Origin of the sequence: Peteryoungia algae, assembly GCF_030369675.1 — a bacterium.
GTDB classification, from domain to species: domain Bacteria; phylum Pseudomonadota; class Alphaproteobacteria; order Rhizobiales; family Rhizobiaceae; genus Allorhizobium; species Allorhizobium algae.
This window is the reverse complement of sequence record NZ_CP128477.1, coordinates 2841858-2864916: the sequence shown is the minus strand read 5'-3', so window position 1 is coordinate 2864916 and position 23059 is coordinate 2841858. Positions and strand designations below refer to the sequence as shown.

The window sequence follows — 23059 nt, the reverse complement described above, 5'->3', positions numbered from 1 at the left end:
GACCATGCACCTCTATTCCACCAGCTACCATCGGGCCTCGACGGTCGAGGATGCCGGCAGGCTTCTGTCCGGTGCCGAGGACGGCAAATTCATCGCCGGCGGCCAGACCCTGATCGCTGCGCTGAAGCAGCGCCTCGCCCAGCCGTCGGACCTCGTTGACCTCAGGCATATCGAGACCCTCAAGGGGATCAAGGTCGAGGGGCGGCGCGTCACGATCGGGGCTGCCGTCACCCATGCGGAGGTCGCCTCTTCAGCGGAAATCCGCGCGGTCTGTCCGGCGATCTCGAACCTTGCCGCGATGATCGGGGATCCACATGTGCGCCATCTGGGCACGATCGGCGGCTCGGTTGCCAATGACGATCCGGCGGCGGATTATCCGTCGGCCGTGCTCGGCCTTGGTGCAACGGTCGTGACCAGCCGTCGCGAAATCGCGGCCGACGACTTCTTCGTCAGCCTGTTCGAAACGGCATTGGCCGAGGACGAGATCATCACGGCCGTCCGCTTCGATGCGCCGGAGAGGGCTGGTTATGCCAAGTTCGCCAATCCGGCTTCGCGTTACGCGATGACCGGCGTCTTCGTCTCGAAGGGGCCCGGTGGCGTCCGTGTCGCTGTCACCGGTGCCGGCTCCACCGGTGTCTTCCGCCATGCGGGTCTCGAAGCGGCGCTTTCGGCCAACTGGTCGCCGGATGCCGCCGCTGCCGTGGACATCGATTCGTCGGAGCTGATGTCGGATCTTCATTGCACCGCGGAATACCGTGCAAATCTCGTCCGGGTAATGGCCAAACGCGCAGTCCAGTCCTCCTGACGACGCTTCCGTTTCAGGAGGACTGAAAAAGGGCGGCTTCGGCCGCCCTTTTTTACCGAGTTTGACGCAGATCAAGTTTGCCTTGGCGCAATCCGCTAGTATCTATGTGTGGCTGTTCTAATATTCGCGCCATTTGTCGCAGTTTAGAATGAATTTACAATACCGGGCTTGACCCCGGCGCCCGAGAGACACAAAAGAGTTTCGTAGACTGGAGTTTAAGCATGGATTTCGAGGCGTTTTTCAAGGATCAGCTCGCGGGGCTTCACGAGGAAGGCCGGTACCGCGTCTTCGCTGATTTGGAACGCCAGCGCGGCAATTTTCCGCGCGCGACCCGCTACACCGAGAACGGCACCGAGGAGGTGACTGTCTGGTGCTCCAACGACTATCTCGGCATGGGCCAGAACCCTATTGTCATCGAGGCCATGAAACAGGCCATCGATGACTGTGGCGCGGGTGCGGGAGGCACCCGGAATATTTCTGGCACCAACCACTACCACGTTCTGCTCGAGCGCGAACTCGCCGACCTTCACGGCAAGGAATCGGCGCTGATCTTTACCTCTGGCTATGTCTCGAACTGGGCAGCGCTCGGCACGCTCGGTGCCAAGATCCCGGGCCTCATCATCTTCTCGGATGCCCTCAACCACGCCTCGATGATCGAAGGCATTCGCCATTCCAAGGCCGAGCGCGTCATCTGGAAGCACAACGACGTCAAGGATCTCGAAGCCAAGCTGGCCGCCGCCGATCCGCGCGCGCCGAAGATGATCGCGTTTGAGTCCGTCTATTCGATGGATGGCGACATCGCGCCGATCAAGGAAATCTGCGATCTCGCCGACAAGTATGGCGCGATGACCTATCTCGATGAAGTCCATGCCGTCGGCATGTACGGCGCGCATGGTGGCGGCATTGCCGAACGCGAAGGCCTGATGCATCGCCTGACGGTGATCGAAGGCACGCTCGGCAAGGCCTTTGGTGTCATGGGCGGTTACATCGCGGCCTCGACGGCGCTTTGCGACTTTGTCCGTTCCTTCGCTTCCGGCTTCATCTTCACGACGGCTCTGCCGCCGGCGCTGGCCGCCGGTGCCGTCGCCTCGATCCGCCATCTGAAGACCAGCCAGGTCGAGCGTTTTGCCCATCAGGAGCGCGTGCGCCGTCTGCGCTTCATGCTCGACAAGGCCGGCATTCCGCATGTGCAGAACCCGAGCCACATCGTGCCTGTGCTCGTCGGTGATGCCGCCAAGTGCAAGTGGATCTCCGACCTGCTGCTCGACAACTGTTCCATCTACGTGCAGCCGATCAACTATCCGACGGTCCCGAAAAAGACCGAGCGGCTGCGCATCACGCCGACGCCGCTGCATTCCGATGCCGACCTCGAACACCTGGTCTCTTCGCTGCATCAACTCTGGTCGCGCTGCGCGCTCGCCCGAGCAGTGGCTTGATTGGACTAAAATCTCCAAACATTGAAAAACGGGCTGCGGTGACGCGGCCCGTTTCTGATTTGGGCTGGTCGCTTCAGGTCAGCCGGCCCGCCTTGCGATGACCTCTGCCGCCTTGCGGCGCGCTTGCCTGTCGGCCGCATACACGTCGGCAACGGTCTCGGCAGGCACGCCCTCGACCAGCGCGTCCATGACAATCTCCACCACGTCAGCCATGTCCAGGAACCCGATCTTCTCCTCGACAAAGGCATCGAAGGCGGTCTCTTCGGCGGCGTTGAGGATCGCGCCCTGCAGGCCGCCGCGCTCCAGCGCCGTGCGGGCCAGGCGAAGTGCGGGAAACCGGGTCTCGTCCGGGGCTTCGAAATCGAGCCGTGCGAGCTTGGCAAAATCCAGCCGGTCGACGTTGAGCGCCGGCCGCTTCGGATAGGTCAGCGCATAGCCGATGGCGGTGCGCATGTCGGGCACGCCGAGCTGGGCGATGACGGAGCCATCTGTATACCCCACCATGGAATGGATGATCGATTGCGGATGCACGACGACCTCGATCTGGTCGGGGCTGATGTCAAAGAGGTGCTTGGCCTCGATCATTTCCAGTGCCTTGTTGAACATCGAAGCGCTGCCGACGGAGATCTTCAGGCCCATCGACCAGTTGGGATGGGAGCGCGCCGTCTGCACGGTGACATTGGCCATCTGTTCGCGGCTATGGGTGCGGAAAGGGCCACCCGAGGCAGTGAGCACGATGCGCTCGAGCGCGTGGCGCTGTTCGGCTTCGAGACACTGGAAGATCGCCGAATGCTCGCTGTCGACGGGGATCAGGCGTCCGCCGCCTTTCTTCACCGCATCGACGAAGAGATGGCCGGCAGAGACGAGGCATTCCTTGTTGGCGAGCGCGATGTCGGCGCCGCGTGCTGCGGCTTTCAATGTGGGCGCAAGACCTGCCGTGCCGACGATCGCGGCCATCACCCAGCCGGCATCCATGTCGGCGGCCTCGTCCAGGCCGCTTGTGCCCGCGGCCACGTCGATGCCCGATCCTGACAGGAGGTCCTTGAGCGTCATGTACTGGCTCTCGTCGGCGGTCACCGCGAGCTTGGCCCCGGTGCGCCGCGCCTGTTCGGCCAGCAGGTCGAGATTGCCGTTGCCGGTCAGAGCCATGATCTCGAAACTGTCGCGGCCACCGAGCTGGTCAATGACGTCCAGCGTGTTCACACCGATCGAGCCGGTCGAGCCGAGGACTGAGAGGCGCCGGGGCCGGGCATTGTCGATCATGCTTCTTACGTCCGATTGCTTCATGCTCAGAAGGCTCTACAAGGGAAAGAGAAGACCAGCAAGAGAGGTCGGATTCGACCTTTCGCCAGCACCTCTGGAAAGGGAGAATGCCGGACTTGTTGAAGCCGACACGATTGCGTGAAAGCCTGCCGATCCTCCTCGCGGCGCTTGCCTTTGTCTGCCTTGTCGGCGGTGGGGTGTTCTTTCTTGCGGGCCAGTCCGACCAGGCGGCGAGGATCTGGTTCTTCGGCGGCGGTGCCGTGCTCGTCGCCCTCGTCCTCGATATCCTGCGTGCACTTCTGAATGGCCGGATGGGTGTGGATGCCATTGCCGCGCTTTCGATCGGCGTCGGCCTCGCGCTGGGCGAGAACCTCGCCGCCGCCATCGTTGCGGTCATGTATGCCGGCGGGCAGTTGCTCGAAAGCTTTGCCGAAGGTCGCGCCCGGCGCGACATGACGGCGCTGCTCGGACGTGTCTCGCGCACCGCCATGCTCTATCGGAACCAGAGCCTGGAAAGTGTGCCCATCGAGGCGCTTCAGCCGCGAGATCGGATCCTCGTGCGCAAGGGCGAAGTGGTTCCTGTCGATGGCCGCCTGCTTGCTCCGTCCGCAGTTCTCGATCTTTCGGCACTGACGGGGGAATCTCTCCCGGTGCCCATCCAGCGGGGCCATGAAGTGCCGAGTGGTGCCACCGTTCTCGGCGATGCCTTCGATCTGCTGGTGCTGCGCGAATCCGCTGAAAGCACCTATGCCGGCATCGTGCGTCTCGTCGAACAGGCGCAGGCCAGCCGGGCTCCGATGGCGCGCATGGCGGATCGTTATGCGCTTGTCTTTCTCGCCGTTACACTTCTCCTTGCCGGTGGCGCCTGGTGGTGGAGCGGCGATCCGACGCGAGCGCTGGCCGTGCTCGTTGTTGCCACGCCCTGTCCGTTGATCCTCGCCGTGCCGGTTGCCGTGATTGCCGGCATGTCGCGGGTCGCCTCCCATGGCGTGCTGGTGAAGACCGCCGGCGCACTGGAAGCGCTGGCCGCCGTCACAACAGTCGTGGTTGACAAGACCGGTACCATCACCTCGGCGCGCCCCGAAGTCGGCGATGTCAGGCCGGAACCGGGCTTTACCGCCGATGACGTTCTCGCACTTGCCGCCTCGCTCGACCAGGCCTCGGGCCACGTCGCTGCCGAAGCGCTCGTCCGGGCGGCGACCGCGCGCGGGCTTGCCCTGGTTCTTCCCCAGACTGTCGTGGAGGATGCAGGCCGCGGCCTGTCCGGCCTTGTGGGTGACCGTCGCGTCGCGCTTGGTGGCAGCCGGTACGTGCTGTCCCAGCTTTCGGCAGGTGAAGCCTTCAACCGTACCGGCGTCGACAGCGGCACCGCTATCGTCGCGGTCGGTATTGACGGACGGGCCGCCGGCCTCATCCTGTTGTCCGACGCCATTCGCCAGGATGCGGATGTGGCGATTGCCGCCTTTCGCGCCGGTGGCATCCGCCGCATCGTCATGGCGTCCGGGGACCGCACGGATGTCGCCGAGAAGGCCTCAGCCACGCTCGGCCTCGACGCCGTTGCCGGCGATCTCACGCCGGAAGACAAGCTGGAGCTCATTCGCCGGGAACGCCTCGACGGTGTGGTGATGATGGTGGGGGACGGTGTCAACGACGCGCCGGCGCTTGCCCTATCCGATGTCGGGGTGGCGATCGGGGTGCGGGGTTCCGCCGCCTCATCCGAAGCGGCAGATGCGGTGCTGCTTGCGGATGATCTGGCAAGACTGCCCTTGGCTTGCGGCATCGCCAGGCGATCGCGCAACATTGCCCGGCAAAGTGCCATTGCCGGGCTCGTATTGTCGGGCGGCGCCATGGTGCTTGCCGCCTTCGGCTACCTGACGCCGGTCCAGGGTGCGCTTCTCCAGGAAGTGATCGACGTTGCCGTCATCCTGAACGCCCTGCGCGCCCTTCGTGGCTGAGTTCGCCGGGCAGGCCTGCAGCATGTCAGGCTTGCGTCATGACGCTGCCTTCGCCTGATATCCGGATGCGCAGGTTGTTCTGCACATGCTTCACACCACTGACACGTTCGACGCAGTCTTCGGCCCGGCGCTTCTCGAAACGGTCGGTCACATGGCCGCCGAGTGTCACCTCGGCGTCCTTTACCGTGACCTCGATGTCCGACGCATCGATGGCGGGATCGTCGGCCAGACGGTCGTTGGCGTCTTCAAGAATGCGTGCGTCCGAGCGGCGATATCCCCTCGGCCCCTTGCCGCGATGGTCGTCCATCTCGCGCCGGCGTGCCGCTTCCTCATCACCGAACCAGGATGCAACCTCATCACTGGCGCGATCGACGAAGCCGCGCCCGTCGTCATGGTCCCGGTCCGGGCGGCCATAGCCGCCGCGATAAGAGGGTCTGTCAGAAGGGTAATAGGCGCGTCCGGCACCCCGGGCATATCGACCGGTGTCATCGCCATAGCCCCGGTCGCTCAATTCTCCGGCATATGCGAGGTCGTCGGTGGTCCAGTCGGCGCGTCCCATGCGTGGATATCGTGATCCACTCGCGCCATAGCCGCCGTCCATCCCGTAGTCGCGCTGGCGTTCCGCGTCATAGCGATCCGCATCCGGTCGGTTTTCGCCGTAGCCGCGCACAAAGCCGCTTTCGCCTGGACCATAGTTTCCCGTCGGCCCGCGGCGCTGACCTTCGCCACGTGGCTGTTCGTTGTCCCAGTTGTAGTTCCGGTTGACCATTGTGTCCTCCTTTCGGTCGGGAAGGCGGGTTCAGCCCGCCTCAGGCCAACTGAGATGTCGCTCGTTCGTTCCTTGTCTGTGGAGGAATAAAGCCAGGAACAAAGGGGCCACGGCGCCGGTTACTGGAGGCATTCACCAACCCCGAGGAGACGAACATCATGGCTACGAAGACACTCGAAGATCTTTTTCACGAAACCCTGAAAGACATCTATTACGCCGAGCGCAAGATCCTGAAGGCACTGCCGAAGATGGCTCGCGGCGCTCAGAACGAGAAGCTGAAGGCCGCCTTCCAGCAGCACAAGGAAGAAACCGAAGGCCAGGTCGAGCGCCTGCAGCAGGTCTTCGAAATCATCGGCAAGCGCCCGCGCGCCAAGACCTGCCCCGCCATCGACGGCATCGTCGAGGAGGGCGAAGAGATCATGGAAGAATTCAAGGGCTCGCCTGCTCTGGATGCCGGCCTTCTGGCTGCGGCCCAGGCTGTCGAACATTATGAGATCAGCCGCTACGGTACCCTGCGCGCCTGGGCCCAGCAGCTCGGCTACAAGGATGCGGTGAAGCTGCTCGACGAGACGCTTGCCGAGGAATCCAAGACCGACGAACTGCTGACGGAGCTCGCGGAGCAGGCGGTCAACGCGGCGGCACAAAAGAAGGCGGCCTGATCGCTGTCCGCATCCTGATGGAAGGGCCGGTTCTGCCGGCCCTTTTTCAGTTTTTCAGCCAATACCTCAGGCCGGGATGTCCTTTGCCGCCGGCTGGTTGCGCAGGAAGGCCATCAGCCTGTTTTCATCGACCCGCAACAGGGCACGGGTCGGCGCTGCACGCAGCTGGGCGCGCACTGTCTCGAGATCCGTTGCCTTGTCGGCGAGCGTCAGGATCGCCGGATGGACGTAGCTGGTGCGGCAGATGGTCGGCGTATTGTGCAGCCGGTCCGAAGCCACCTCACACATCTGGCGGATCGTCGGGCGTTCTCCGCCTTCAATCCGTCGCCAGGCTTCAGCGAAGGCCGCCACGCTGCCGCCCCAGGTGCGGAAGGTCTTGGCAGACAGGCTTGCCTTGGTAATTTCGCATAGATAGGCGTTCAGCCGGCCCGAATCGATGCGGTGCAACTGGCCATCCTGGTCCCGCCAGGAAAAGAGATCGCGGCCCGGAAGGTCGGCGATTTCCTCCAGTATTTTCTGCAATCGCGGATGCCGCAGCTTTCGCCGCACCCTCGTTCCGCCCTTGGCAATGAAACTCAGGCGAATGCCATCGGGCTCGAAGGTCAGATGGCGCTTCTGCAGGGTGGTTGCGCCATAGGTGCGGTTTTCCTCGGCATAAGCCCGGTTGCCGACACGCATATAGGTCACGTCCAACAGGCTGATCAGGGCGGATAGAAGGAAATAGCCCTCATCCTCGTGTTCGGCGAGATCGCGGGCAATCCGCCTGCGGATCCCCGGCAGTGCTTCGCCAAAGGCGATCAGCTCGCCGAACTTGCGTTCGCTGCGCCAAGCGGCCCAGTCTGCGTGATAGCGATATTGCTTGCGGCCCCTGGAATCATAGCCGGTGGCCTGCAAGTGGCTTCGCGGTTCCATGCTGATCCAGACGCGTTCATAGGCGGGCGGCAGGGCGAGGCTTCGAATGCGTGCAAGAAGGGTCGGGTCGTCCACCCGCATGCCGTCGGGAAGGTGATAGGAGAAGCCCTTGCCTCTCTTCCGCCGGGAGACGCCCGGTTGGGCATCCGTACAATACACCAGCCCGATTTCAGCCAGTTCCGGGGCATCGTCCGGAGAAGGTGCCGAACCAGAGACCGCTGCGGTCGCACCGTCCGTTTTCGTCATGCGACAGGGCTGTCCGTTCCCATTTCACCGAGTTCCCGCCGCAGTTGCTGGCGGGCCCGGCTCAGGCGACTTTTCACCGTTCCAACGGCGCAGCCACAGATCTCGGCTGCATCCTCGTAGCGCTCGCCCAGCATGACAATGAGCACCAGCATTTCACGGTGATGTTCCGGAAGCCGGTTGAGTGCCCGCCGGACCTCATCGGCCTGCACCGTCCACTCCTGGCTCGGCTCCGTGGTCAACCGGGCCGTGACGGCATCCGGCAACCCTATCGTTTCGCGGCTGCTTTTCTTGAACCGTGTGCAAAACGTGTTGCGCATGATCGTGAAGAGCCAGGATTTCAGCCTCGTGCCCGGCTCGAACTTGTCGAGATTGGCAAGCGCCTTTGTCAGGGTCTCCTGAACAAGGTCATCGGCTTCTTCCGGTTTCTGGCAGAATGTCCGCGCAAAGGCGCGCAATGCCGGTATCAACTCGACCACTTCGGACTGTGCGGCAAGCTCGGCTTTACGGGTCGTCAAGGTCGCCATCCTCCAATGTCTGTGGCACAAGGCACAATGACGCGAAAACGCACGCCCCATGCCTTGGTTCCCGATAATGCGAACGGTCTGTGAAGCTGGCAAACATCAGCGACGGCCTGCACATCTGTTGAACCGGCCGAGTTTTCCATCTCTGGTCTCATCCTGATGAAGAAAGGTGAGCTTGCTCTTCCCGAACGTGTCGAACACAACCTCGCATTCAACGGGATCCGACGTCCGATCCGGTGCTTGGAGATTGATTGTCTGACATGGGCTGCTCATCGGTTCCTCTCAACTCTCGCTCTCCCCCGGGAGCCCGTCGGAGGAACGTCCCGACCGGGCCGTGGTTCCAGAGGGGCGCCGCTTTTTTCGAGTGGAACTATGCCCGGAATCACGGGTTTTCAGGCAGGACGAATCCCAACGGAAGTGAGAGAACCATGACGCATGTGCAAAATGTCGATGGCCAGGGCCAATTGCTTATCGGCGAGCTTCTCTCGCCCATCACCTATCATGTCGCGGTGGAGCGTCTTGGTCCGCACTATCGCGCCACGGTTGAAATGCAGGCGCCGCGCGACTGGTTGATCCGGCAGGGATTCAAGTCCCGCGCGACGCTGGTCCTGTCGTCCGGAGACCGGATCGAACTCGAACATGACGGCCCGGTGGATGTCTCCGACAGTCTGCGCGTGGTGCTTCAGGGCAAGGCGGTCGACTATGGCGATCGGGAAGCATTGGTTACGGCCTTTCCAGAGGCTGATGATAGCCTGAGCTAAGGCGAATGCCGAGATCAGCCGAATTGCTGTTGATCCGGCGCAAACCAGTCGTCGTATCGAGATTTATAGCGGAACATATGCGATGGTTCGCGAGAAGCATCAAGTCGGAGGCCTGAATGGAAAAACCGAAACTCACATCCATCGAGGCTCGCCGCGACCGCACGGGTGGGATCGTGCGCGACAAACTCGATGTCCTCATGGAGGACATGCGTCGCGAGGCTGTGCCGCCGCATCTGGTCAAGCTTGCGATCGAGCTGCAGGCAGCGCTCGACGAAAAGCAGACGAGCGCCGAAACCGAAACCTGACAAGGTCGGAACCTTTTGTGCCTGCTTGGGTTGGCCTTCCTGGTCCCCTCAGTCACGAAAGGACACATCATGATCAATTATTTCTGGCTTGCCGTCGTCATGCTCGGTCCGGTTCTGCTCGGCGGTGCAATTTTCTATGCCATCATGAGGCAACGCCGGCTCAGCCGCGGTGAGCGCGTAAACAGCGATGCTGCAGCCCGCGAACTCTACCGGAAGGGTGAAAATGCAGACACCCGCCCCTTCGGTGGGCGTCAGTAGCACCCACGTGGACGGTTCGGCGCTTCAACTGAAGCTGCCGCTGCTCGGATCATAGCGTTTGCCATTGGCAATCCAGGCCAGTTCGACGAGGTCGTCCTCGTCGTGAATGCCGCTTTTGACCAGGTACTGGACCAGAGCGGATGCATTTTGCTCCACGTCAGGGTCCAGCTGCTTGCGCCCATAAAGGCGCCGGACGGCGCGCTCGACAATTGCGCGTTCGACGGTTGCGCTGTCTTCCTGATTCTTGCCGAGGGGGCTCGATGCCATGGCATTCCCTCCGTTCGAGGCCGACGATAAGAGAGTAAGCACCCGTCAGCGTGGCATGGACCATCATGCCGTATCACGGTTTGAACGCAACCCAAGATTCGCAATGGCGATAACTGACTTGCGTGAAATGGTGATCCCGACGCGATTCGAACGCGTGACCCTCAGATTAGGAATCTGATGCTCTATCCTGCTGAGCTACGGGACCACTTCCTCCTCCATACAAAAGCCGAGCCGGCAAGCCAAGCGGTTTTGCGTGATGCAATGACATGGCTCAGCGCGGCAAGCGCTGTTCGGCGAGGCGCACCCAATAGGAAATTCCGGCGGCGATCGCCTCGTCGTTGAAGTCATAAGCCGGATTGTGCAGGCCGGCAGTCTCGCCGTTGCCGATCATGATGTAGGCGCCGGGGCGTGCCTGCAGCATGAAAGCGAAATCCTCGCCCGCCATGCTCGGATCGACTTCGGTGTCGACTTTGTCCGCGCCCACCACATCGATTGCAGCACGTGCCGCGTAATCGGTCTCGGCGGGATGATTGACGGTCACGGGGCAGGCGCGTTCGAATTCATATTCGATGGTGGCGCCATGGGCGGAGGCGATGCCGGCTGCAATTTCGCCGATGCGGCGCTCGGCCAGATCGCGCACACCCTCGTCCAGTGAGCGGACTGTGCCGGAAATAAAGGCCTCTTCGGGGATGATGTTGTGGGTCGTGCCGGCATGGAACTGCGTCACGGAAACAACCACGGAGCGCAGCGGATTGGCGTTGCGGGCCGCGATGGTCTGAAGCGCGCCGACGATTTGCGCACCGATGACGATGGTGTCGGCTGTGTTGTGCGGTTCGGCGGCGTGGCCACCCAGACCGGTCAGCTTGAGCTGGAACTTGTCGGGTGCGGCCATGATGCCGCCCTTGCGGATGGCAAAGGTCCCGACAGGTCTTCCGGGCATGTTGTGCATGCCGTAAATCTCTTCGATGCCGAAACGATCCATCAATCCGTCTTCGACCATGGCGAGTGCGCCGCGCCCGCCTTCCTCGGCCGGCTGAAAGACAACGGCCACGCGGCCGGAGAAGTTGCGGGTTTCGGCGAGATGCTTGGCCGCCCCGAGCAGCATGGCGGTATGGCCGTCATGGCCGCAGGCATGCATGCGGCCCGTGATCGTCGATGCCCATGGCTTTCCCGTGATCTCTTCCAGTGGCAGGGCATCCATGTCTGCCCGAAGGCCAATGGTCCGGCCCGCGTCGCCCGATCCCTTGATGATGCCGACGACACCGGTGCGACCGAGGCCGGTCACGATTTCATCGACACCGAAGTCCCGAAGGCGCGCCTCAACAAAGGCTGCGGTGTTGTCGACGTCGTAGAGGATTTCCGGATTGGCATGCAGATGGCGGCGCCATTCGGTGGCCTCCGACTGAAGTTCGGAGGCTCGGTTCAGAAGCGGCATTCTCTCGTCCTGGGTTCATTCCTGGTCACGCATGAAAGGCATCACGTGATTGTCGACCAAGAATGTGCGCCTTTCAATTGACGTATTCAATGGGCTTTGCCATTCCTTCCCTACATAAGATTTCGCCATGCTTTGGCGAGTGACCAGCCGAACAAGAGGATCGAAGTCGTGTTTACGAAACGTCCCCGCATGTTGTCTTCACCCGGATCCCTCCGCCGACTGGCGGTCGCCGTCTCGCTGGTGGCACTGGTTCTGCCAGGTGCCGCCGCCGCCAATCCGATGATGGTCGTCGATGTGGGCAGCGGCCGGGTCATCGCGCATCAGGAAGCCTTCCGAAAGTGGTATCCGGCCTCTCTCACCAAGCTGATGACGGCCTATACGACCTTCCGCTCTATGCGATCAGGCGAGCTTTCGCCGGAAACCGTGGTCGTGATGAGCAAGCATGCCGCAGACCAGCCGGCCAGCAAGATGTATTTCAAGCCGGGTTCCAAGCTGACGCTCGACAGCGCGTTGAAGCTCCTGATCATCAAGTCGGCCAATGACGTCGCCGTTGCGATCGGCGAAACCGTGAGCGGCAGCGAACCCGCCTTCGTTCAACGGATGAACCAGGAGGCGCAACGGCTCGGCATGACCTCCACCCGCTTCGTCAACCCAAACGGTTTGCCGGGCAAGGGTCAGTATACGACCGCCCGCGACATGGCGCTTCTGGCGGCGACCATCCGACGTGAATTCCCGGAATATGCAGGTTATTTCGCGCTCGAAGGGGTGACGACGGGCAAGAAGGACTATCCGAACTACAACCTCCTCGTGGGACGGTTCCCCGGTGCTGACGGGATGAAGACCGGTTATGTCTGCGCCTCCGGCTTCAACCAGGTGTCGTCTGCCACCCGCAACGGCCGAACTGTAATCTCTGTCGTGCTCGGGGCCGACAGTCTGGGTGCGCGTGCCGATTTGTCCGCGGATCTCCTGCAGAAGGGGCTGACGACATCCGTCGCCGGCAGCCGGCTGGAGCAGCTCGCGCCTTATGGCGAGGGACAGGACCAGGTGACCGACATCAGCGCAGAGATCTGCAATCCGCAGGCCCGCAAGGTGCGCAGCGAAGGTCGGGACGAGGCCGGTCGCATGAAACTGCTCTCTCCCTATATTCGCGAGATGGGCCGGTCGCCGGCAATGAGTTATGCCGGATTGATTCCGGGCAGCGAACCCGTCCAGACCGCAAAGGGAGGCGGCGTCGGCGAGATCGCCAATGTGCCGATCCCGAAGCCGCGTCCGACATTCTGAGAGAAGCCATGAGTCAGTCCCGCATTCCCGTCTCCATCCTCACCGGCTTCCTCGGGGCGGGGAAATCGACGCTTCTCAACCGGCTCCTCAAGGATCCGGAGATGAAGGATGCCGCCGTCATCATCAACGAGTTTGGTGAGGTCGGGATCGATCACCTGCTGGTTGAGGCGTCCAACGATGCCGTGGTTGAACTCTCCGACGGCTGCCTCTGCTGCACGGTGCGCGGTGAACTCGTGGATACGTTGGCCGAACTGATCGACGGCATGCAGACCGGCAAGATCAAGCCTCTGTCGCGGGTGGTCATCGAAACGACGGGGCTTGCCGATCCGGCGCCCGTCATGCAGTCGGTCATGGGCCATCCCTCGGTTGCCCAGCATTTCGACCTCGATGGCGTCGTGACCGTCGTCGATGCGGTGAACGGGCTCTCGACGATCGACACCTATCCGGAAGCCTATAAACAGGTGGCGGTGGCCGACCGGCTGATCCTGACCAAGAAGACGCTCGCCGACGAAGCGACCATCTCGGCGCTCACCCAGCGCCTGCGTCTGCTCAATCCGCGCGCTCCAATTGCCGACGGGGATGCCGAGGATGCGGGCTCGGCTGCGATGCTGGTCAACGGTCTCTACGACCCTTCAGGCAAGATCGCAGATGTCGATCGCTGGCTGAAGGATGAGATGGCGGCCGCCGCCGATCGCCATCACCATGATCACCATCACGACCATGGGCACCATCATGACCACCATCATCACCATGCCCATGACGTGAACCGTCACGGCGCTTCGATCCGGTCTTATTCCATCCTGCATGACGAGCCGATCGATCCGATGGCGATCAACATGTTCATCGATCTCCTGCGCTCCACCCATGGCGAGAAGCTTCTCAGGATGAAGGCCATCGTGGCGCTCACCGACCGGCCGGACAAGCCGCTGGTTCTGCACGGTGTGCAGTCGATCTTTCATCCGCCGGTGCGCCTGCCGTCCTGGCCTGACGGGTCGGATCGCAAGACGCGGCTGGTGCTGATTACCAAGGACCTGTCGGAGAGTTATGTGCGAGATCTGTTCGGTGCCTTTACCGGCAAGGTCGCGATCGACCGCCCCGACCGGGCCGCGATGACGGAGAACCCGCTGTCGATTCCCGGTTTCAAGTTCTAGTCAACCTCGGCTTCGCGCTTGCGAATGTGGAAGCGGTGGCCCGCATCGAGGCGCTCTTGTGCCACCAGCTCGTGGCCGTCTTCCTTGCAGAAGTGCGGGATGTCGATGCCGGCGAGCGGATCGGTCGTTTCGACGATCAGTTCGTCGCCCGGCTGCAAGTCGGCCATGCGGCGGCGTGTCTTCAAAACGGGAAGGGGGCATTTAAGCCCCCTCAGATCATAAACGACTGCGTCGACCATCGCCCTACCAGAGCTTCCAGAAAGGCTTCTTCGGGGAGGCAGCCGGTGCCGCCTCAGCGGTCTGGGGAGCAGGGGCGAGCGGGTTGGGCTGCGGCACAGGCACAGCCGTCGTCACCGGTGCTGCAACGGCTCCCGTCGAGGTTGCCGTCTGTGGTTGCGCGGTCTGCGGATCGCCGTTCGGGTTGGTCGCCATCTGATTGACGGCCGCGGTGCCATTGGCAGCCGTCTCCGGTGCCGGGCTCACCTCGTCGATATCCAGCAGCTTGCCGGCCTTCAGGGCGGAACCCGTCGGTGCAAAAGCAAGATCGTGCGAGCGCGACTTGCGCAGGTCAGCCACCAGCGCTTTGCGCTCGGCCTCGGTCGGATCGTACCAGATCTTGCCGTCGTATTTCTTCAGCGCCTTGGAATAGGCGGTGTCGTAGGCCTCGTTATAGCCATTCAGCGCGACCGACAGTGCCGGTGGCGTGCTGATCGCCGGGCAGGCGCCCTGCGGATCGAAGCTCGACCCTGCCGGTGCCGTCTGGTTGAAGACGTATTTCTTCTCGCAGACATTGACCTCCGGTGGGCGCTTGGTCACTTCGAAGTGATCGTAGCCGACCTTCAGCGTCTTCCAGAAGTCGTAATGCGGGCTGTGGCGGTGTCGCGCCATGTTTTCCGCCGTCATGCGGAAGGGGAAGGCCTGTAGCTGGACAGCCTGCTGGCCACCCTTGAAGGCGTCACGCGCGAAGGCATAGATTTCCAGCATCTGGGCATCGGTCATGGAGTAGCAGCCCGAAGACGAGCAGGCGCCGTGGATCATCAGATGGGATCCGCTGCGGCCGTTCGCCCGATCGAACTGGTTCGGGTAACCGGTATTGATCGCGAGGAAATATTTGGAATTCGGGTTCAGGTGATAGGGCGTCAGCGGATAGAAACCTTCCGGCGCCTGGCGATCACCTTCCTTCACCTTGGGGCCGAGACGGCCCGACCAGGCACAAATGTCGTATTCCACGACCTTGTCGAAGCGATTGTTGGTCTTTGCCTTCCAGACCTCGAGCTTGCCCTCTTCCTTGAAGATCCGGATCATGATCGGCGAGTTGCGCTCCATGCCCTTCTTCTGGATTTCGGCAATGAGGCGGGCGGGCAGCGGCTGCGCGACCTTGTTGGATACACGCGGCGTGTCATAAGCCGCACTCTCCAGCGCGTCGTTGCAGCCGGCGAGGGCGGCGGCGAAAATCAGGACCAGGGCCGTCGATGTCAAGCGCATGCGCAAACGCTCTTTCCAGTCTCGAAGTTGTGGCTCGCAATGAGCCGGTCAGGCGTAGTCTAGAACTGCTTTCTTCACAAATTATAAACCAATGACGGCCGATTTCGCCATTCGCATCCCGCCGCTAGTCCTTCAAAGCGGCGGAGTGATGGCAAACGGCAACAGAAACGCGCGGAAGCCTCAGAGATTCCGGCCGATATCCAGGAACTTCTTGCGGCGATCGGAGCGCAGCTTGTCACCCGGCAGGGGCGTGAGTTCCGCCAGTGCGCTGGCGATCACGTCGCCGGTCATGCCGATCACCCGGTCCGGGGCACGATGCGCGCCGCCGACGGGCTCCGGTATGATCGCGTCGATGATGCCGAGACCCTTCAGGTCCTCTGCCGTAATCTTCATGTTGGTGGCGGCTTCCTTGGCGCGGGTGGAATCGCGCCAGAGGATCGATGCTGCACCTTCCGGCGAGATGACCGAGTAGATCGCGTGTTCCAGCATATAGACGCGGTTGCCGGTCGCGATCGCAATCGCGCCGCCCGAACCGCCTTCGCCGATCACGACCGAGACCATCGGCACCTTCAGGCCGAGGCACGTCTCGGTGGAGCGGGCAATCGCTTCCGCCTGGCCGCGTTCTTCCGCGCCGACGCCCGGATAGGCACCGGCCGTGTCGATGAGCGTGATCACAGGCAGGCCGAAACGGTCGGCCATTTCCATGACGCGGATTGCCTTGCGATAGCCTTCCGGACGCGGGCTGCCGAAATTGTGCTTGATGCGCGACTTGGTGTCGTGGCCCTTTTCCTGGCCGATCACGGCGACCGGCTGGCCGCGGAAGCGGGCGAGGCCGGCCTGGATGGCGGCATCTTCGGCGAACTTGCGGTCGCCGGCCAGCGGGGTGAAGTCGGTAAACAGCGCTTCGGCATAGTCGACGAAATGCGGACGCTGCGGATGGCGCGCGACCTGCGTCTTCTGCCAGGCGTTGAGCTTCGAATAAATCTCCACCATCGCCTCTTCGACGCGGCTTTCCAGCCGGCTGATCTCTTCCGAGGTGTCGATGCTCTCGTCCTCTTCCGCGATCTTTTTCAGGTCGCGGATCTTGGCCTCGAGGTCGGAGATGGGCTTTTCGAAGTCGAGATAGTTGTGCATGAACTCCGTTCCGATCGTTCGTTCCTGGCGCTCGCCGCCCGCAGGGAACCGGCTTTGCCGGTCCTAATCGGGGTTTTTGGCCTGTTTTGCAAGGGGGTGGTGCGTATGCACCAGTTGCTGCAGGCGCTCATCGAGCACATGCGTGTAGATTTGTGTCGTTGAAATGTCGCTGTGACCGAGCAATTCCTGCACGGCGCGCAGGTCCGCGCCATTGCCGAGCAGGTGGCTCGCAAAAGCGTGGCGAAGCACGTGCGGGGACACGACATCCGCTGATAAACCGGCTCGGACGGCCAGGTCCTTCAGCTCGCGGGCGAAAACCTGGCGCGGAAGATAACCTTCCTTGCTGTGTGCCGGGAAGAGGAAGGGACTGTCTGCCTGTGCCGGATCGGCGCCCCGTATTTTGCCGTATCGTGCCAAGGCCTCGATTGCCGTTCGCGACAGCGGCACCAGCCTTTCCTTGTTGCCCTTGCCGCGCACCAGCAGGAAGCGGCCCTCCTGCGTGAGAACCTTGACCGGCAGCGACACCAGTTCGCTGACGCGCATGCCCGTGGCGTAGAGCAGCTCGAGAAGGACAAGCCGCCGGATGCGTGCCGGCTGCTCGGGTCCCTCCGGGCTTGCCTCCTGCTCGGCAAGCGACAGCAGTCCCGTCACGTCCTCGACCGACAGCACCTTGGGCAGGGACCGTGGCTTCCTGGGCGCATCGAGGATGGCGGTGGGATCATCGCTGCGCAGCCCCTCGGCGTAAAGAAACTTGTAGAACTGGCGCATGGCCGACAGGCGTCTGGCCTGCGAGGTCGGCTGGAAGCCGCGTCTTGCCAGATCGGAAAGATAGGCGGACAGGTCCTCTCGCGTCGCTGCGCCGAGGCTTACCTTTCTGCCGGAAAGAAAGTCGGAAAGGTCGTCCAGATCGCGTTCATAGGAGATGAGCGTATTTTCGGCTGCCCCGCGCTCCGCGCTCAGCATTTCCAGGAAGGCTTCGACGCGGGCTTGGCTCAGATCCGACATCCTGGGTTCCTGCTATTGATCGACCGGATTGATCCGCTCGGATGGGATGCGCACCGTCACATCCCGCTCCCGCGGTTCGACGAAGACCGCGAACGACCACATTGTCAGATAGACCAGCCCGACGATGGTCCCGCAAATGAACAGGAAGCGAAACAGTGTGGGCATGGTCGGTCCTCGGCCAGTCGTTTGAATAAATAGGTCGAAACATGGAGTTTACCAAGGCCGGGACAGGCCTTGCGGAAATGCAGCCATGGCTTGACGCTAGCCTCCTATATGTCAATAGGTCATGAAACAGTCGTGAACAGGCCGATGACCGATACGATCCTCAACCTTGCTCCCAGTCTGGGCGAGCGCGCCAAGGCGGCGCTCGGCAAACGCAATCTCGTTCTCGTCGGCCTCATGGGTGCGGGCAAGTCGGCGATCGGCCGTATCGTGGCGCAGCAACTCGGCCTGTCCTTTGTCGATACCGATACCGAAATCGAGCGGGTCTCCCGGATGACCATCAGCGAGCTGTTTGCGGCCTATGGCGAGGACGAGTTTCGCGCCCTCGAGACAAGGGTCATCAAGCGCCTGCTGCGCACCGGTCCGCGCGTCGTTTCCACGGGCGGCGGCGCCTTCGTCAACGAGAAGACGCGCAAGCAGATCGAGCGCGGCGGGCTGTCCGTTTGGCTCAATGCAGACCTCGACGTGCTCTGGGAGCGGGTGAACAAGCGTGATCATCGGCCGCTGCTCAAGACGGAAAACCCGAAGCAGACATTGAAGGACCTGATGGACAAGCGCTATCCGATCTATGCGCTTGCGGATATCACCGTCCATTCGCGCGACGTACGCAAGGAAGTCATCGCCAATGAGGTTCTGACCTCGGTGATCGACTACATCGGCAAGGACAAGACGTTATGACGAAGCTCGAGACATCGGAACGCCTGGTGCATGTGCCGCTGGGCGAGCGCTCCTATGACATCCTGATCGGCCCTGGTCTCATGGCTCGCGCCGGCGGCGAGATCTCGACCCGCATCAAGGGCCGCCGTGCCGCCATCGTCACCGACGAGAATGTCGGATCGCGCTACCTCGACGGTCTGATGGACAGCCTGCAGACCGACGGCATCGAAGCCGTCTCGGTGACACTGCCGGCCGGCGAGAAGACCAAGAGCTTCGACCATCTTACCACTGTCTGCGACGTGCTGCTCGAGGCCCGCATCGAGCGCAATGATACCGTCATCGCGCTTGGCGGCGGCGTGATCGGCGACCTCACCGGCTTCGCCGCCGGCATCGTGCGCCGGGGTGTCCGCTTCGTGCAGATCCCGACCTCGCTGCTCTCGCAGGTCGACAGCTCGGTCGGCGGCAAGACCGGCATCAATGCCCGACAGGGCAAGAACCTGATCGGCATCTTCAACCAGCCGGATCTCGTGCTTGCCGATACCGATGTGCTCGACACGCTGTCGGAGCGCGAGTTTCGCGCCGGTTACGCGGAAGTCGCCAAGTATGGACTTATCGACAAGCCCGACTTTTTCGACTGGCTCGAGACGAACTGGCGCGAGGTCTTCGCCGGCGGATCCGCCCGCATCGAAGCAATCGCCGTCTCCTGTCAGGCCAAGGCCGATGTGGTCGCCGCCGACGAACGGGAGAACGGTCGTCGCGCCCTTCTCAATCTTGGCCATACATTCGGTCACGCTTTGGAGGCCGCGACCCAGTACGACAGCAGCCGACTTGTGCATGGCGAAGGTGTCTCCATCGGGATGGTGCTGGCGCATCGGTTCTCGGCGCGCATGAACCTTGTCAGTCCCGATCTCGCGGATCGCGTCGAGGCACATCTGAAGGCCGTCGGCCTCCCAACGCGCATGGATCAGATCCCCGGCGAACTGCCGCCGACAGACGTGCTGATGGACGCCATCGCCCAGGACAAGAAGGTCAAGAGCGGCAAGCTGACCTTCATCCTCACCCGCGGTCTCGGCCAGTCCTTTGTCGCCGATGACGTGCCGACCTCCGAAGTTCAGCGTTTCATCGAGGAGATGCGCCCATCATGATCCAGCAAATCCTGGCCATTCTCGGCGAATACTGGCTCACACTGCTCGCCATCTTTCTGTTGATCTGCTGTTCGGGCTTCTTTTCCGGCTCTGAGACGGCGCTGACCGCCACGTCACGCGCCCGCATGCACAGCCTGGAGGTCAACGGCGACGATCGTGCGGGCGTGGTGAATATCCTGATCGAACGGCGCGACCGGTTGATCGGAGCGCTGCTGATCGGCAACAACCTCGTCAACATCCTCGCCTCGTCGCTGACAACCAGCCTGTTTCTCGGGCTTTTCGGCGATTCCGGCGTTGCAATCGCCACGCTCCTGATGACCGTTCTGCTCGTCATCTTCTCGGAGGTCCTGCCGAAGAGCTGGGCCATTTCTGCGCCAGAGCGCTTTGCCCTCGTCGTTGCGCCCCTGGTCCGGCCCTTCGTTGCCGTCGTCGGTCCGCTTTCCAGCCTCGTCAACTGGCTCGTTCGCAAAATGCTTGGCATGTTCGGCGTGTCGATCTCCGGGGAAGCGTCGATGCTTTCGGCGCATGAGGAGCTGCGCGGCGCCGTGGCGCTGCTCCATCGCGAAGGATCCGTGATCAAGGCTGACCGCGACCGTCTCGGCGGGGTTCTCGATCTCGGCGAGCTCGAAGTCTCCGACATCATGATCCACCGTACCGCGATGCGGGCCGTCAATGCCGACGAGCCGCCGGAAGTGGCGATCCGCAACATTCTTGAAAGCCCCTATACCCGCATGCCGGTGTGGCGCGGCGCCACCGACAACATCATCGGCGTCATCCATGCCAAGGACCTGATCCGGGCGCTGGCCGAGCCACATGTCGAGCCGCAGGACATCGACATCGTCAAGATCGCCCAGAAGCCCTGGTTCGTGCCAGACACCACCAATCTCAAGGATCAGCTCAACGCCTTCCTCCGCCGCAAGACGCATTTCGCCGTCGTGGTCGATGAATATGGCGAGGTCCAGGGCGTCGTGACGCTCGAAGACATCCTGGAGGAGATCGTCGGGGACATCTCGGACGAGCACGATCTGGAGATCCAGGGCGTGCGGCAGGACAGCGACGGCTCGATCGTCGTTGACGGGGGGGTGCCGATCCGCGACCTCAATCGCGCCATGGACTGGCTGCTGCCGGATGAAGAGGCGACGACGATCGCCGGTCTCGTCATTCACGAATCGAAGTCGATCCCGGAGGAGCGGCAGGCCTTCACCTTCTATGGCAAACGCTTCATCGTGCTGAAGCGCGAGAAGAATCGCATAACCCGGCTGCGCATCCGTCCGATAGATGCCGCCGTGCCGGAGGCCTGAGGGGCGAGCCTACTACCAGCGCGTCGCCTCTCCAGGGGCTGCCGGCTCGATTGCGAGCGCATGAAGGCCGGCATCCAATTCCGGCTTCAGCACATCGGTGATCGCACGGTGGCGTGCAAGCCGGGTCATGCCCGAAAAGGCTTCGGCGACGATGCGGACCCGCATATGGGTCTCGCCGGTGCCGGTAATATCAGGCTGGTGACCTGCATGATGGTGGCTCTCGTCGATCACGACGAGCCGCTCCGGGCCGAAGGCCTCGTTGAGACGGGTCTCGATCCGGCTCTTCACCGACATGGTCTGCCTCTTCCTGCTGCTTCGCAAAAAGCCCCACAAAGCGCGCAACAAACCGGTTTGTCAATTCTTGTCCGCTCCCTGCCGACGCCCCATAATTACCGGATGAAACTCGACTCGAAATACTTTGATGGGATCCGCACCCGGCGCAAGCGGGAGGCAGAGCCCGAGCCATCCAATCCTGTGTGCCAATGGGACGGCTGCGACAAGCCGGGGGCTCATCGTGCGCCGGTGGGGCGCCATGCCGAAGGCCAGTTCTTCCTGTTCTGCTTCGAACACGTCAAGGATTACAACAAGGGCTACAACTACTTCTCCGGTCTCTCCGACACCGAGATTGCGCGTTATCAGAAGGAGGCGATCACCGGACATCGCCCAACCTGGACCGTCGGCGTCAACAAGGCGGCGAAGGCAAGCCCGCTGCAATCGACCATGCGGTCGGGATCGGCTGCGTCACAGGCGCGCATGAAGGATCCCTTCGGCTTCGTTCAGCAGGGGCGCGGCGGGGCCTCCCGGTACCAGTCCTCGGACCGCAAACTCAAGACGCTGGAGGCAAAGGCACTGGATACACTCGGTCTTACCGTCAGCTCCACGCCGACCGATATCAAGACCCGCTACAAGGAGCTTGTAAAAAAACACCATCCTGACGCAAATGGCGGAGACAGGGCTTCCGAAGAGCGTTTTCGCGCTGTCATTGAAGCCTACAAATTGTTAAAGCAGGCCGGTTTCTGTTAGTCCGAACACACAGCAGCGATGAGATGCGGCCGGTCGGTGGCGCCCGGCATGGAGAAACGATGAGCAAAATTGATCTTGATATTACCAATCTCCCCGACACCACTGTGTCGGTGCGCGAGGTGTTTGGTATCGACAGCGACATCCGCGTCCCGGCCTATTCCAAGGGCGATGCCTATGTACCGGACCTCGATCCGGACTATCTTTTCGACCGGGAAACCACGCTCGCCATTCTCGCCGGTTTCGCGCACAATCGCCGCGTCATGGTCTCCGGCTTCCACGGCACCGGCAAGTCGACGCATATCGAGCAGGTCGCTGCCCGTCTCAACTGGCCCTGCGTGCGCGTCAATCTCGACAGCCATGTCAGCCGTATCGATCTCGTCGGCAAGGACGCCATCGTCCTCAAGGACGGCAAGCAGATCACCGAATTCAAGGACGGCATCCTGCCCTGGGCCTACCAGCACAATGTGGCACTGGTCTTCGACGAATACGATGCCGGCCGCCCTGATGTCATGTTCGTCATCCAGCGCGTGCTGGAAAGCTCGGGCCGCCTGACGCTTCTCGACCAGAGCCGCGTCATCCGTCCGCATCCCGCCTTCCGCATCTTTGCGACCGCCAACACGGTCGGCCTCGGCGACACGACCGGCCTCTATCACGGTACGCAGCAGATCAACCAGGCGCAGATGGACCGCTGGTCCATCGTCACAACGCTGAACTATCTGCCACATGACAAGGAAGTCGATATCGTCTCGGCCAAGGTCAAGAGCTTCGGTTCGACCGCCGAGGGTCGCGACACCGTCTCGCGTATGGTCCGCCTTGCGGATCTGACGCGCGCCGCCTTCGTCAACGGCGATCTTTCGACCGTGATGAGCCCGCGTACCGTCATCACCTGGGCGGAAAACGCCGAGATCTTCGGCGATGTCGCCTTTGCGTTCCGCGTCACCTTCCTCAACAAGTGCGACGAGCTCGAGCGAACGCTGGTGGCTGAACAGTATCAGCGCGCCTTCGGCGTGGAACTCAAGGAAAGTGCGGCCAATATCGTACTCGGCGCATAAGGACTGAGAAG

26 protein-coding genes and 1 tRNA gene are annotated in these 23059 nt (G+C 62.2%); 14 read left to right on the top strand and 13 right to left on the bottom strand.

Translation table 11 applies throughout. The features are described from left to right. The first annotated feature begins 4 nt into the window (after positions 1-4). Positions 5-805: an FAD binding domain-containing protein gene (locus QTL56_RS13645; protein ID WP_245137415.1), complete on the top strand. Its 801-nt coding sequence runs from the start codon at positions 5-7 to the stop codon at positions 803-805. Between the two features lie 221 nt (positions 806-1026). After that, positions 1027-2241, top strand: a complete 1215-nt coding sequence (hemA, locus tag QTL56_RS13640) for a 5-aminolevulinate synthase (RefSeq protein WP_229575062.1) — start codon at positions 1027-1029, stop codon at positions 2239-2241. 78 nt (positions 2242-2319) lie between these two features. Here the strand turns inward: hemA and dxr are convergent, their stop codons facing one another. Beyond that, positions 2320-3504, bottom strand: a complete 1185-nt coding sequence (dxr, locus tag QTL56_RS13635) for a 1-deoxy-D-xylulose-5-phosphate reductoisomerase (protein WP_245137416.1) — start codon at positions 3502-3504, stop codon at positions 2320-2322. Positions 3505-3611: 107 nt separating this feature from the next. On the opposite strand from dxr, the gene QTL56_RS13630 reads away from it, so the two are divergent. Further along, on the top strand, positions 3612-5459 hold the full coding sequence (locus QTL56_RS13630; RefSeq protein ID WP_245137417.1) for a heavy metal translocating P-type ATPase: 1848 nt from the start codon (positions 3612-3614) through the stop codon (positions 5457-5459). 25 nt (positions 5460-5484) lie between these two features. Here QTL56_RS13630 and QTL56_RS13625 read toward each other — a convergent pair whose 3' ends face one another. Further along, positions 5485-6228: a BON domain-containing protein gene (locus tag QTL56_RS13625; protein WP_245137418.1), complete on the bottom strand. Its 744-nt coding sequence runs from the start codon at positions 6226-6228 to the stop codon at positions 5485-5487. A gap of 158 nt (positions 6229-6386) precedes the next feature. Here QTL56_RS13625 and QTL56_RS13620 point away from each other — a divergent pair, with 158 nt between their 5' ends. After that, positions 6387-6887 (top strand): YciE/YciF ferroxidase family protein, encoded by a 501-nt coding sequence (locus QTL56_RS13620; protein ID WP_229575059.1) that lies wholly within the window; start codon positions 6387-6389, stop codon positions 6885-6887. Positions 6888-6953: 66 nt separating this feature from the next. Here the strand turns inward: QTL56_RS13620 and QTL56_RS13615 are convergent, their stop codons facing one another. Both QTL56_RS13615 and QTL56_RS13610 read right to left on the bottom strand, forming a co-directional pair. Continuing rightward, complete coding sequence (locus tag QTL56_RS13615) at positions 6954-8045, bottom strand: DNA topoisomerase IB (protein ID WP_245137419.1); 1092 nt, start codon at positions 8043-8045, stop codon at positions 6954-6956. Next, complete coding sequence (locus QTL56_RS13610) at positions 8042-8569, bottom strand: sigma-70 family RNA polymerase sigma factor (RefSeq protein WP_229575057.1); 528 nt, start codon at positions 8567-8569, stop codon at positions 8042-8044. Before QTL56_RS13610 ends, QTL56_RS13615 begins: the two co-directional genes overlap by 4 nt. Positions 8570-8994: 425 nt before the next feature. On the opposite strand from QTL56_RS13610, the gene QTL56_RS13605 reads away from it, so the two are divergent. The 3 genes from QTL56_RS13605 to QTL56_RS13595 all read left to right on the top strand — a co-directional run bounded on the left by QTL56_RS13605 (position 8995) and on the right by QTL56_RS13595 (position 9890). After that, positions 8995-9327, top strand: a complete 333-nt coding sequence (locus tag QTL56_RS13605; protein WP_245137420.1) for a hypothetical protein — start codon at positions 8995-8997, stop codon at positions 9325-9327. Positions 9328-9443: 116 nt separating this feature from the next. Beyond that, positions 9444-9632 (top strand): hypothetical protein, encoded by a 189-nt coding sequence (locus tag QTL56_RS13600; protein WP_245137421.1) that lies wholly within the window; start codon positions 9444-9446, stop codon positions 9630-9632. Positions 9633-9701: 69 nt separating this feature from the next. Continuing rightward, a complete protein-coding gene (locus tag QTL56_RS13595; RefSeq protein WP_229575054.1) occupies positions 9702-9890 on the top strand; it encodes a hypothetical protein in 189 nt (62 codons plus the stop codon). A 24-nt stretch (positions 9891-9914) separates the two neighbouring features. Here QTL56_RS13595 and QTL56_RS13590 read toward each other — a convergent pair whose 3' ends face one another. The 3 genes from QTL56_RS13590 to QTL56_RS13580 all read right to left on the bottom strand — a co-directional run bounded on the left by QTL56_RS13590 (position 9915) and on the right by QTL56_RS13580 (position 11592). Beyond that, positions 9915-10157 (bottom strand): hypothetical protein, encoded by a 243-nt coding sequence (locus QTL56_RS13590; protein WP_245137422.1) that lies wholly within the window; start codon positions 10155-10157, stop codon positions 9915-9917. 128 nt (positions 10158-10285) lie between these two features. Further along, a tRNA-Arg gene (locus tag QTL56_RS13585) sits at positions 10286-10362 on the bottom strand. 66 nt (positions 10363-10428) lie between these two features. After that, on the bottom strand, positions 10429-11592 hold the full coding sequence (locus QTL56_RS13580) for a M20 aminoacylase family protein (RefSeq protein ID WP_245137423.1): 1164 nt from the start codon (positions 11590-11592) through the stop codon (positions 10429-10431). Positions 11593-11781: 189 nt separating this feature from the next. Between QTL56_RS13580 and QTL56_RS13575 the strand changes: the two genes are divergently transcribed. Further along, positions 11782-12873: a D-alanyl-D-alanine carboxypeptidase family protein gene (locus tag QTL56_RS13575; protein WP_245137424.1), complete on the top strand. Its 1092-nt coding sequence runs from the start codon at positions 11782-11784 to the stop codon at positions 12871-12873. An 8-nt stretch (positions 12874-12881) separates the two neighbouring features. Then, on the top strand, positions 12882-14024 hold the full coding sequence (locus QTL56_RS13570) for a CobW family GTP-binding protein (protein ID WP_245137425.1): 1143 nt from the start codon (positions 12882-12884) through the stop codon (positions 14022-14024). Here the strand turns inward: QTL56_RS13570 and QTL56_RS13565 are convergent. The 5 genes from QTL56_RS13565 to QTL56_RS13545 form a co-directional block, all read right to left on the bottom strand. Next, positions 14021-14263 (bottom strand): sulfurtransferase TusA family protein, encoded by a 243-nt coding sequence (locus QTL56_RS13565; protein ID WP_245137426.1) that lies wholly within the window; start codon positions 14261-14263, stop codon positions 14021-14023. The genes QTL56_RS13570 and QTL56_RS13565 overlap by 4 nt on opposite strands. A 4-nt stretch (positions 14264-14267) precedes the next feature. Then, positions 14268-15509: a L,D-transpeptidase family protein gene (locus QTL56_RS13560; RefSeq protein WP_245137427.1), complete on the bottom strand. Its 1242-nt coding sequence runs from the start codon at positions 15507-15509 to the stop codon at positions 14268-14270. A gap of 180 nt (positions 15510-15689) precedes the next feature. Beyond that, on the bottom strand, positions 15690-16643 hold the full coding sequence (locus tag QTL56_RS13555) for an acetyl-CoA carboxylase carboxyltransferase subunit alpha (RefSeq protein WP_229575048.1): 954 nt from the start codon (positions 16641-16643) through the stop codon (positions 15690-15692). Between the two features lie 63 nt (positions 16644-16706). Next, positions 16707-17648, bottom strand: coding sequence for a site-specific tyrosine recombinase XerD (xerD, locus tag QTL56_RS13550; protein WP_245137428.1), 942 nt, complete (start codon positions 17646-17648; stop codon positions 16707-16709). A gap of 12 nt (positions 17649-17660) precedes the next feature. Further along, on the bottom strand, positions 17661-17813 hold the full coding sequence (locus tag QTL56_RS13545) for a hypothetical protein (protein WP_229575046.1): 153 nt from the start codon (positions 17811-17813) through the stop codon (positions 17661-17663). A gap of 144 nt (positions 17814-17957) precedes the next feature. Here QTL56_RS13545 and QTL56_RS13540 point away from each other — a divergent pair, with 144 nt between their 5' ends. The 3 genes from QTL56_RS13540 to QTL56_RS13530 are packed head-to-tail and all read left to right on the top strand — an operon-like array spanning position 17958 to position 20973. Continuing rightward, the gene (locus QTL56_RS13540) at positions 17958-18548 is read left to right on the top strand and encodes a shikimate kinase (RefSeq protein ID WP_229575045.1); all 591 of its coding nucleotides are present in this window, start codon (positions 17958-17960) and stop codon (positions 18546-18548) included. Continuing rightward, positions 18545-19672 (top strand): 3-dehydroquinate synthase, encoded by a 1128-nt coding sequence (aroB, locus tag QTL56_RS13535; RefSeq protein WP_245137429.1) that lies wholly within the window; start codon positions 18545-18547, stop codon positions 19670-19672. Before QTL56_RS13540 ends, aroB begins: the two co-directional genes overlap by 4 nt. Further along, positions 19669-20973, top strand: coding sequence for an HlyC/CorC family transporter (locus QTL56_RS13530; protein ID WP_245137430.1), 1305 nt, complete (start codon positions 19669-19671; stop codon positions 20971-20973). The genes aroB and QTL56_RS13530 overlap by 4 nt, the downstream gene beginning before the upstream one ends. Before the next feature lie 12 nt (positions 20974-20985). Here QTL56_RS13530 and QTL56_RS13525 read toward each other — a convergent pair whose 3' ends face one another. Continuing rightward, the gene (locus QTL56_RS13525; protein WP_229575042.1) at positions 20986-21267 is read right to left on the bottom strand and encodes a BolA family protein; all 282 of its coding nucleotides are present in this window, start codon (positions 21265-21267) and stop codon (positions 20986-20988) included. A 102-nt stretch (positions 21268-21369) separates the two neighbouring features. Here QTL56_RS13525 and QTL56_RS13520 point away from each other — a divergent pair, with 102 nt between their 5' ends. Beyond that, positions 21370-21996 (top strand): J domain-containing protein, encoded by a 627-nt coding sequence (locus QTL56_RS13520; RefSeq protein WP_229575041.1) that lies wholly within the window; start codon positions 21370-21372, stop codon positions 21994-21996. Between the two features lie 59 nt (positions 21997-22055). Then, entirely contained in the window at positions 22056-23048 is a 993-nt protein-coding gene (cobS, locus tag QTL56_RS13515) for a cobaltochelatase subunit CobS (RefSeq protein WP_229575040.1), read from the top strand. Positions 23049-23059: the final 11 nt, after the last annotated feature.

Excerpts from the sequence above, each read along its gene's own strand:
- QTL56_RS13595 (WP_229575054.1), top strand. The coding sequence starts at position 9,702 with ATGATCAATTATTTCTGGCTTGCCGTCGTCATGCTCGGTCCGGTTCTG.
- xerD (WP_245137428.1), bottom strand. The coding sequence starts at position 17,648 with ATGTCGGATCTGAGCCAAGCCCGCGTCGAAGCCTTCCTGGAAATGCTG.
- QTL56_RS13610 (WP_229575057.1), bottom strand. The coding sequence starts at position 8,569 with ATGGCGACCTTGACGACCCGTAAAGCCGAGCTTGCCGCACAGTCCGAA.
- QTL56_RS13615 (WP_245137419.1), bottom strand. The coding sequence starts at position 8,045 with ATGACGAAAACGGACGGTGCGACCGCAGCGGTCTCTGGTTCGGCACCT.
- QTL56_RS13525 (WP_229575042.1), bottom strand. The coding sequence starts at position 21,267 with ATGTCGGTGAAGAGCCGGATCGAGACCCGTCTCAACGAGGCCTTCGGC.
- dxr (WP_245137416.1), bottom strand. The coding sequence starts at position 3,504 with ATGATCGACAATGCCCGGCCCCGGCGCCTCTCAGTCCTCGGCTCGACC.
- QTL56_RS13530 (WP_245137430.1), top strand. The coding sequence starts at position 19,669 with ATGATCCAGCAAATCCTGGCCATTCTCGGCGAATACTGGCTCACACTG.
- QTL56_RS13625 (WP_245137418.1), bottom strand. The coding sequence starts at position 6,228 with ATGGTCAACCGGAACTACAACTGGGACAACGAACAGCCACGTGGCGAA.
- cobS (WP_229575040.1), top strand. The coding sequence starts at position 22,056 with ATGAGCAAAATTGATCTTGATATTACCAATCTCCCCGACACCACTGTG.
- QTL56_RS13605 (WP_245137420.1), top strand. The coding sequence starts at position 8,995 with ATGACGCATGTGCAAAATGTCGATGGCCAGGGCCAATTGCTTATCGGC.
- QTL56_RS13540 (WP_229575045.1), top strand. The coding sequence starts at position 17,958 with ATGACCGATACGATCCTCAACCTTGCTCCCAGTCTGGGCGAGCGCGCC.
- QTL56_RS13630 (WP_245137417.1), top strand. The coding sequence starts at position 3,612 with ATGCCGGACTTGTTGAAGCCGACACGATTGCGTGAAAGCCTGCCGATC.
- QTL56_RS13555 (WP_229575048.1), bottom strand. The coding sequence starts at position 16,643 with ATGCACAACTATCTCGACTTCGAAAAGCCCATCTCCGACCTCGAGGCC.
- hemA (WP_229575062.1), top strand. The coding sequence starts at position 1,027 with ATGGATTTCGAGGCGTTTTTCAAGGATCAGCTCGCGGGGCTTCACGAG.
- QTL56_RS13545 (WP_229575046.1), bottom strand. The coding sequence starts at position 17,813 with ATGCCCACACTGTTTCGCTTCCTGTTCATTTGCGGGACCATCGTCGGG.
- QTL56_RS13620 (WP_229575059.1), top strand. The coding sequence starts at position 6,387 with ATGGCTACGAAGACACTCGAAGATCTTTTTCACGAAACCCTGAAAGAC.
- aroB (WP_245137429.1), top strand. The coding sequence starts at position 18,545 with ATGACGAAGCTCGAGACATCGGAACGCCTGGTGCATGTGCCGCTGGGC.
- QTL56_RS13600 (WP_245137421.1), top strand. The coding sequence starts at position 9,444 with ATGGAAAAACCGAAACTCACATCCATCGAGGCTCGCCGCGACCGCACG.
- QTL56_RS13560 (WP_245137427.1), bottom strand. The coding sequence starts at position 15,509 with ATGCGCTTGACATCGACGGCCCTGGTCCTGATTTTCGCCGCCGCCCTC.
- QTL56_RS13565 (WP_245137426.1), bottom strand. The coding sequence starts at position 14,263 with ATGGTCGACGCAGTCGTTTATGATCTGAGGGGGCTTAAATGCCCCCTT.
- QTL56_RS13570 (WP_245137425.1), top strand. The coding sequence starts at position 12,882 with ATGAGTCAGTCCCGCATTCCCGTCTCCATCCTCACCGGCTTCCTCGGG.
- QTL56_RS13575 (WP_245137424.1), top strand. The coding sequence starts at position 11,782 with ATGTTGTCTTCACCCGGATCCCTCCGCCGACTGGCGGTCGCCGTCTCG.
- QTL56_RS13645 (WP_245137415.1), top strand. The coding sequence starts at position 5 with ATGCACCTCTATTCCACCAGCTACCATCGGGCCTCGACGGTCGAGGAT.
- QTL56_RS13520 (WP_229575041.1), top strand. The coding sequence starts at position 21,370 with ATGAAACTCGACTCGAAATACTTTGATGGGATCCGCACCCGGCGCAAG.
- QTL56_RS13580 (WP_245137423.1), bottom strand. The coding sequence starts at position 11,592 with ATGCCGCTTCTGAACCGAGCCTCCGAACTTCAGTCGGAGGCCACCGAA.
- QTL56_RS13590 (WP_245137422.1), bottom strand. The coding sequence starts at position 10,157 with ATGGCATCGAGCCCCCTCGGCAAGAATCAGGAAGACAGCGCAACCGTC.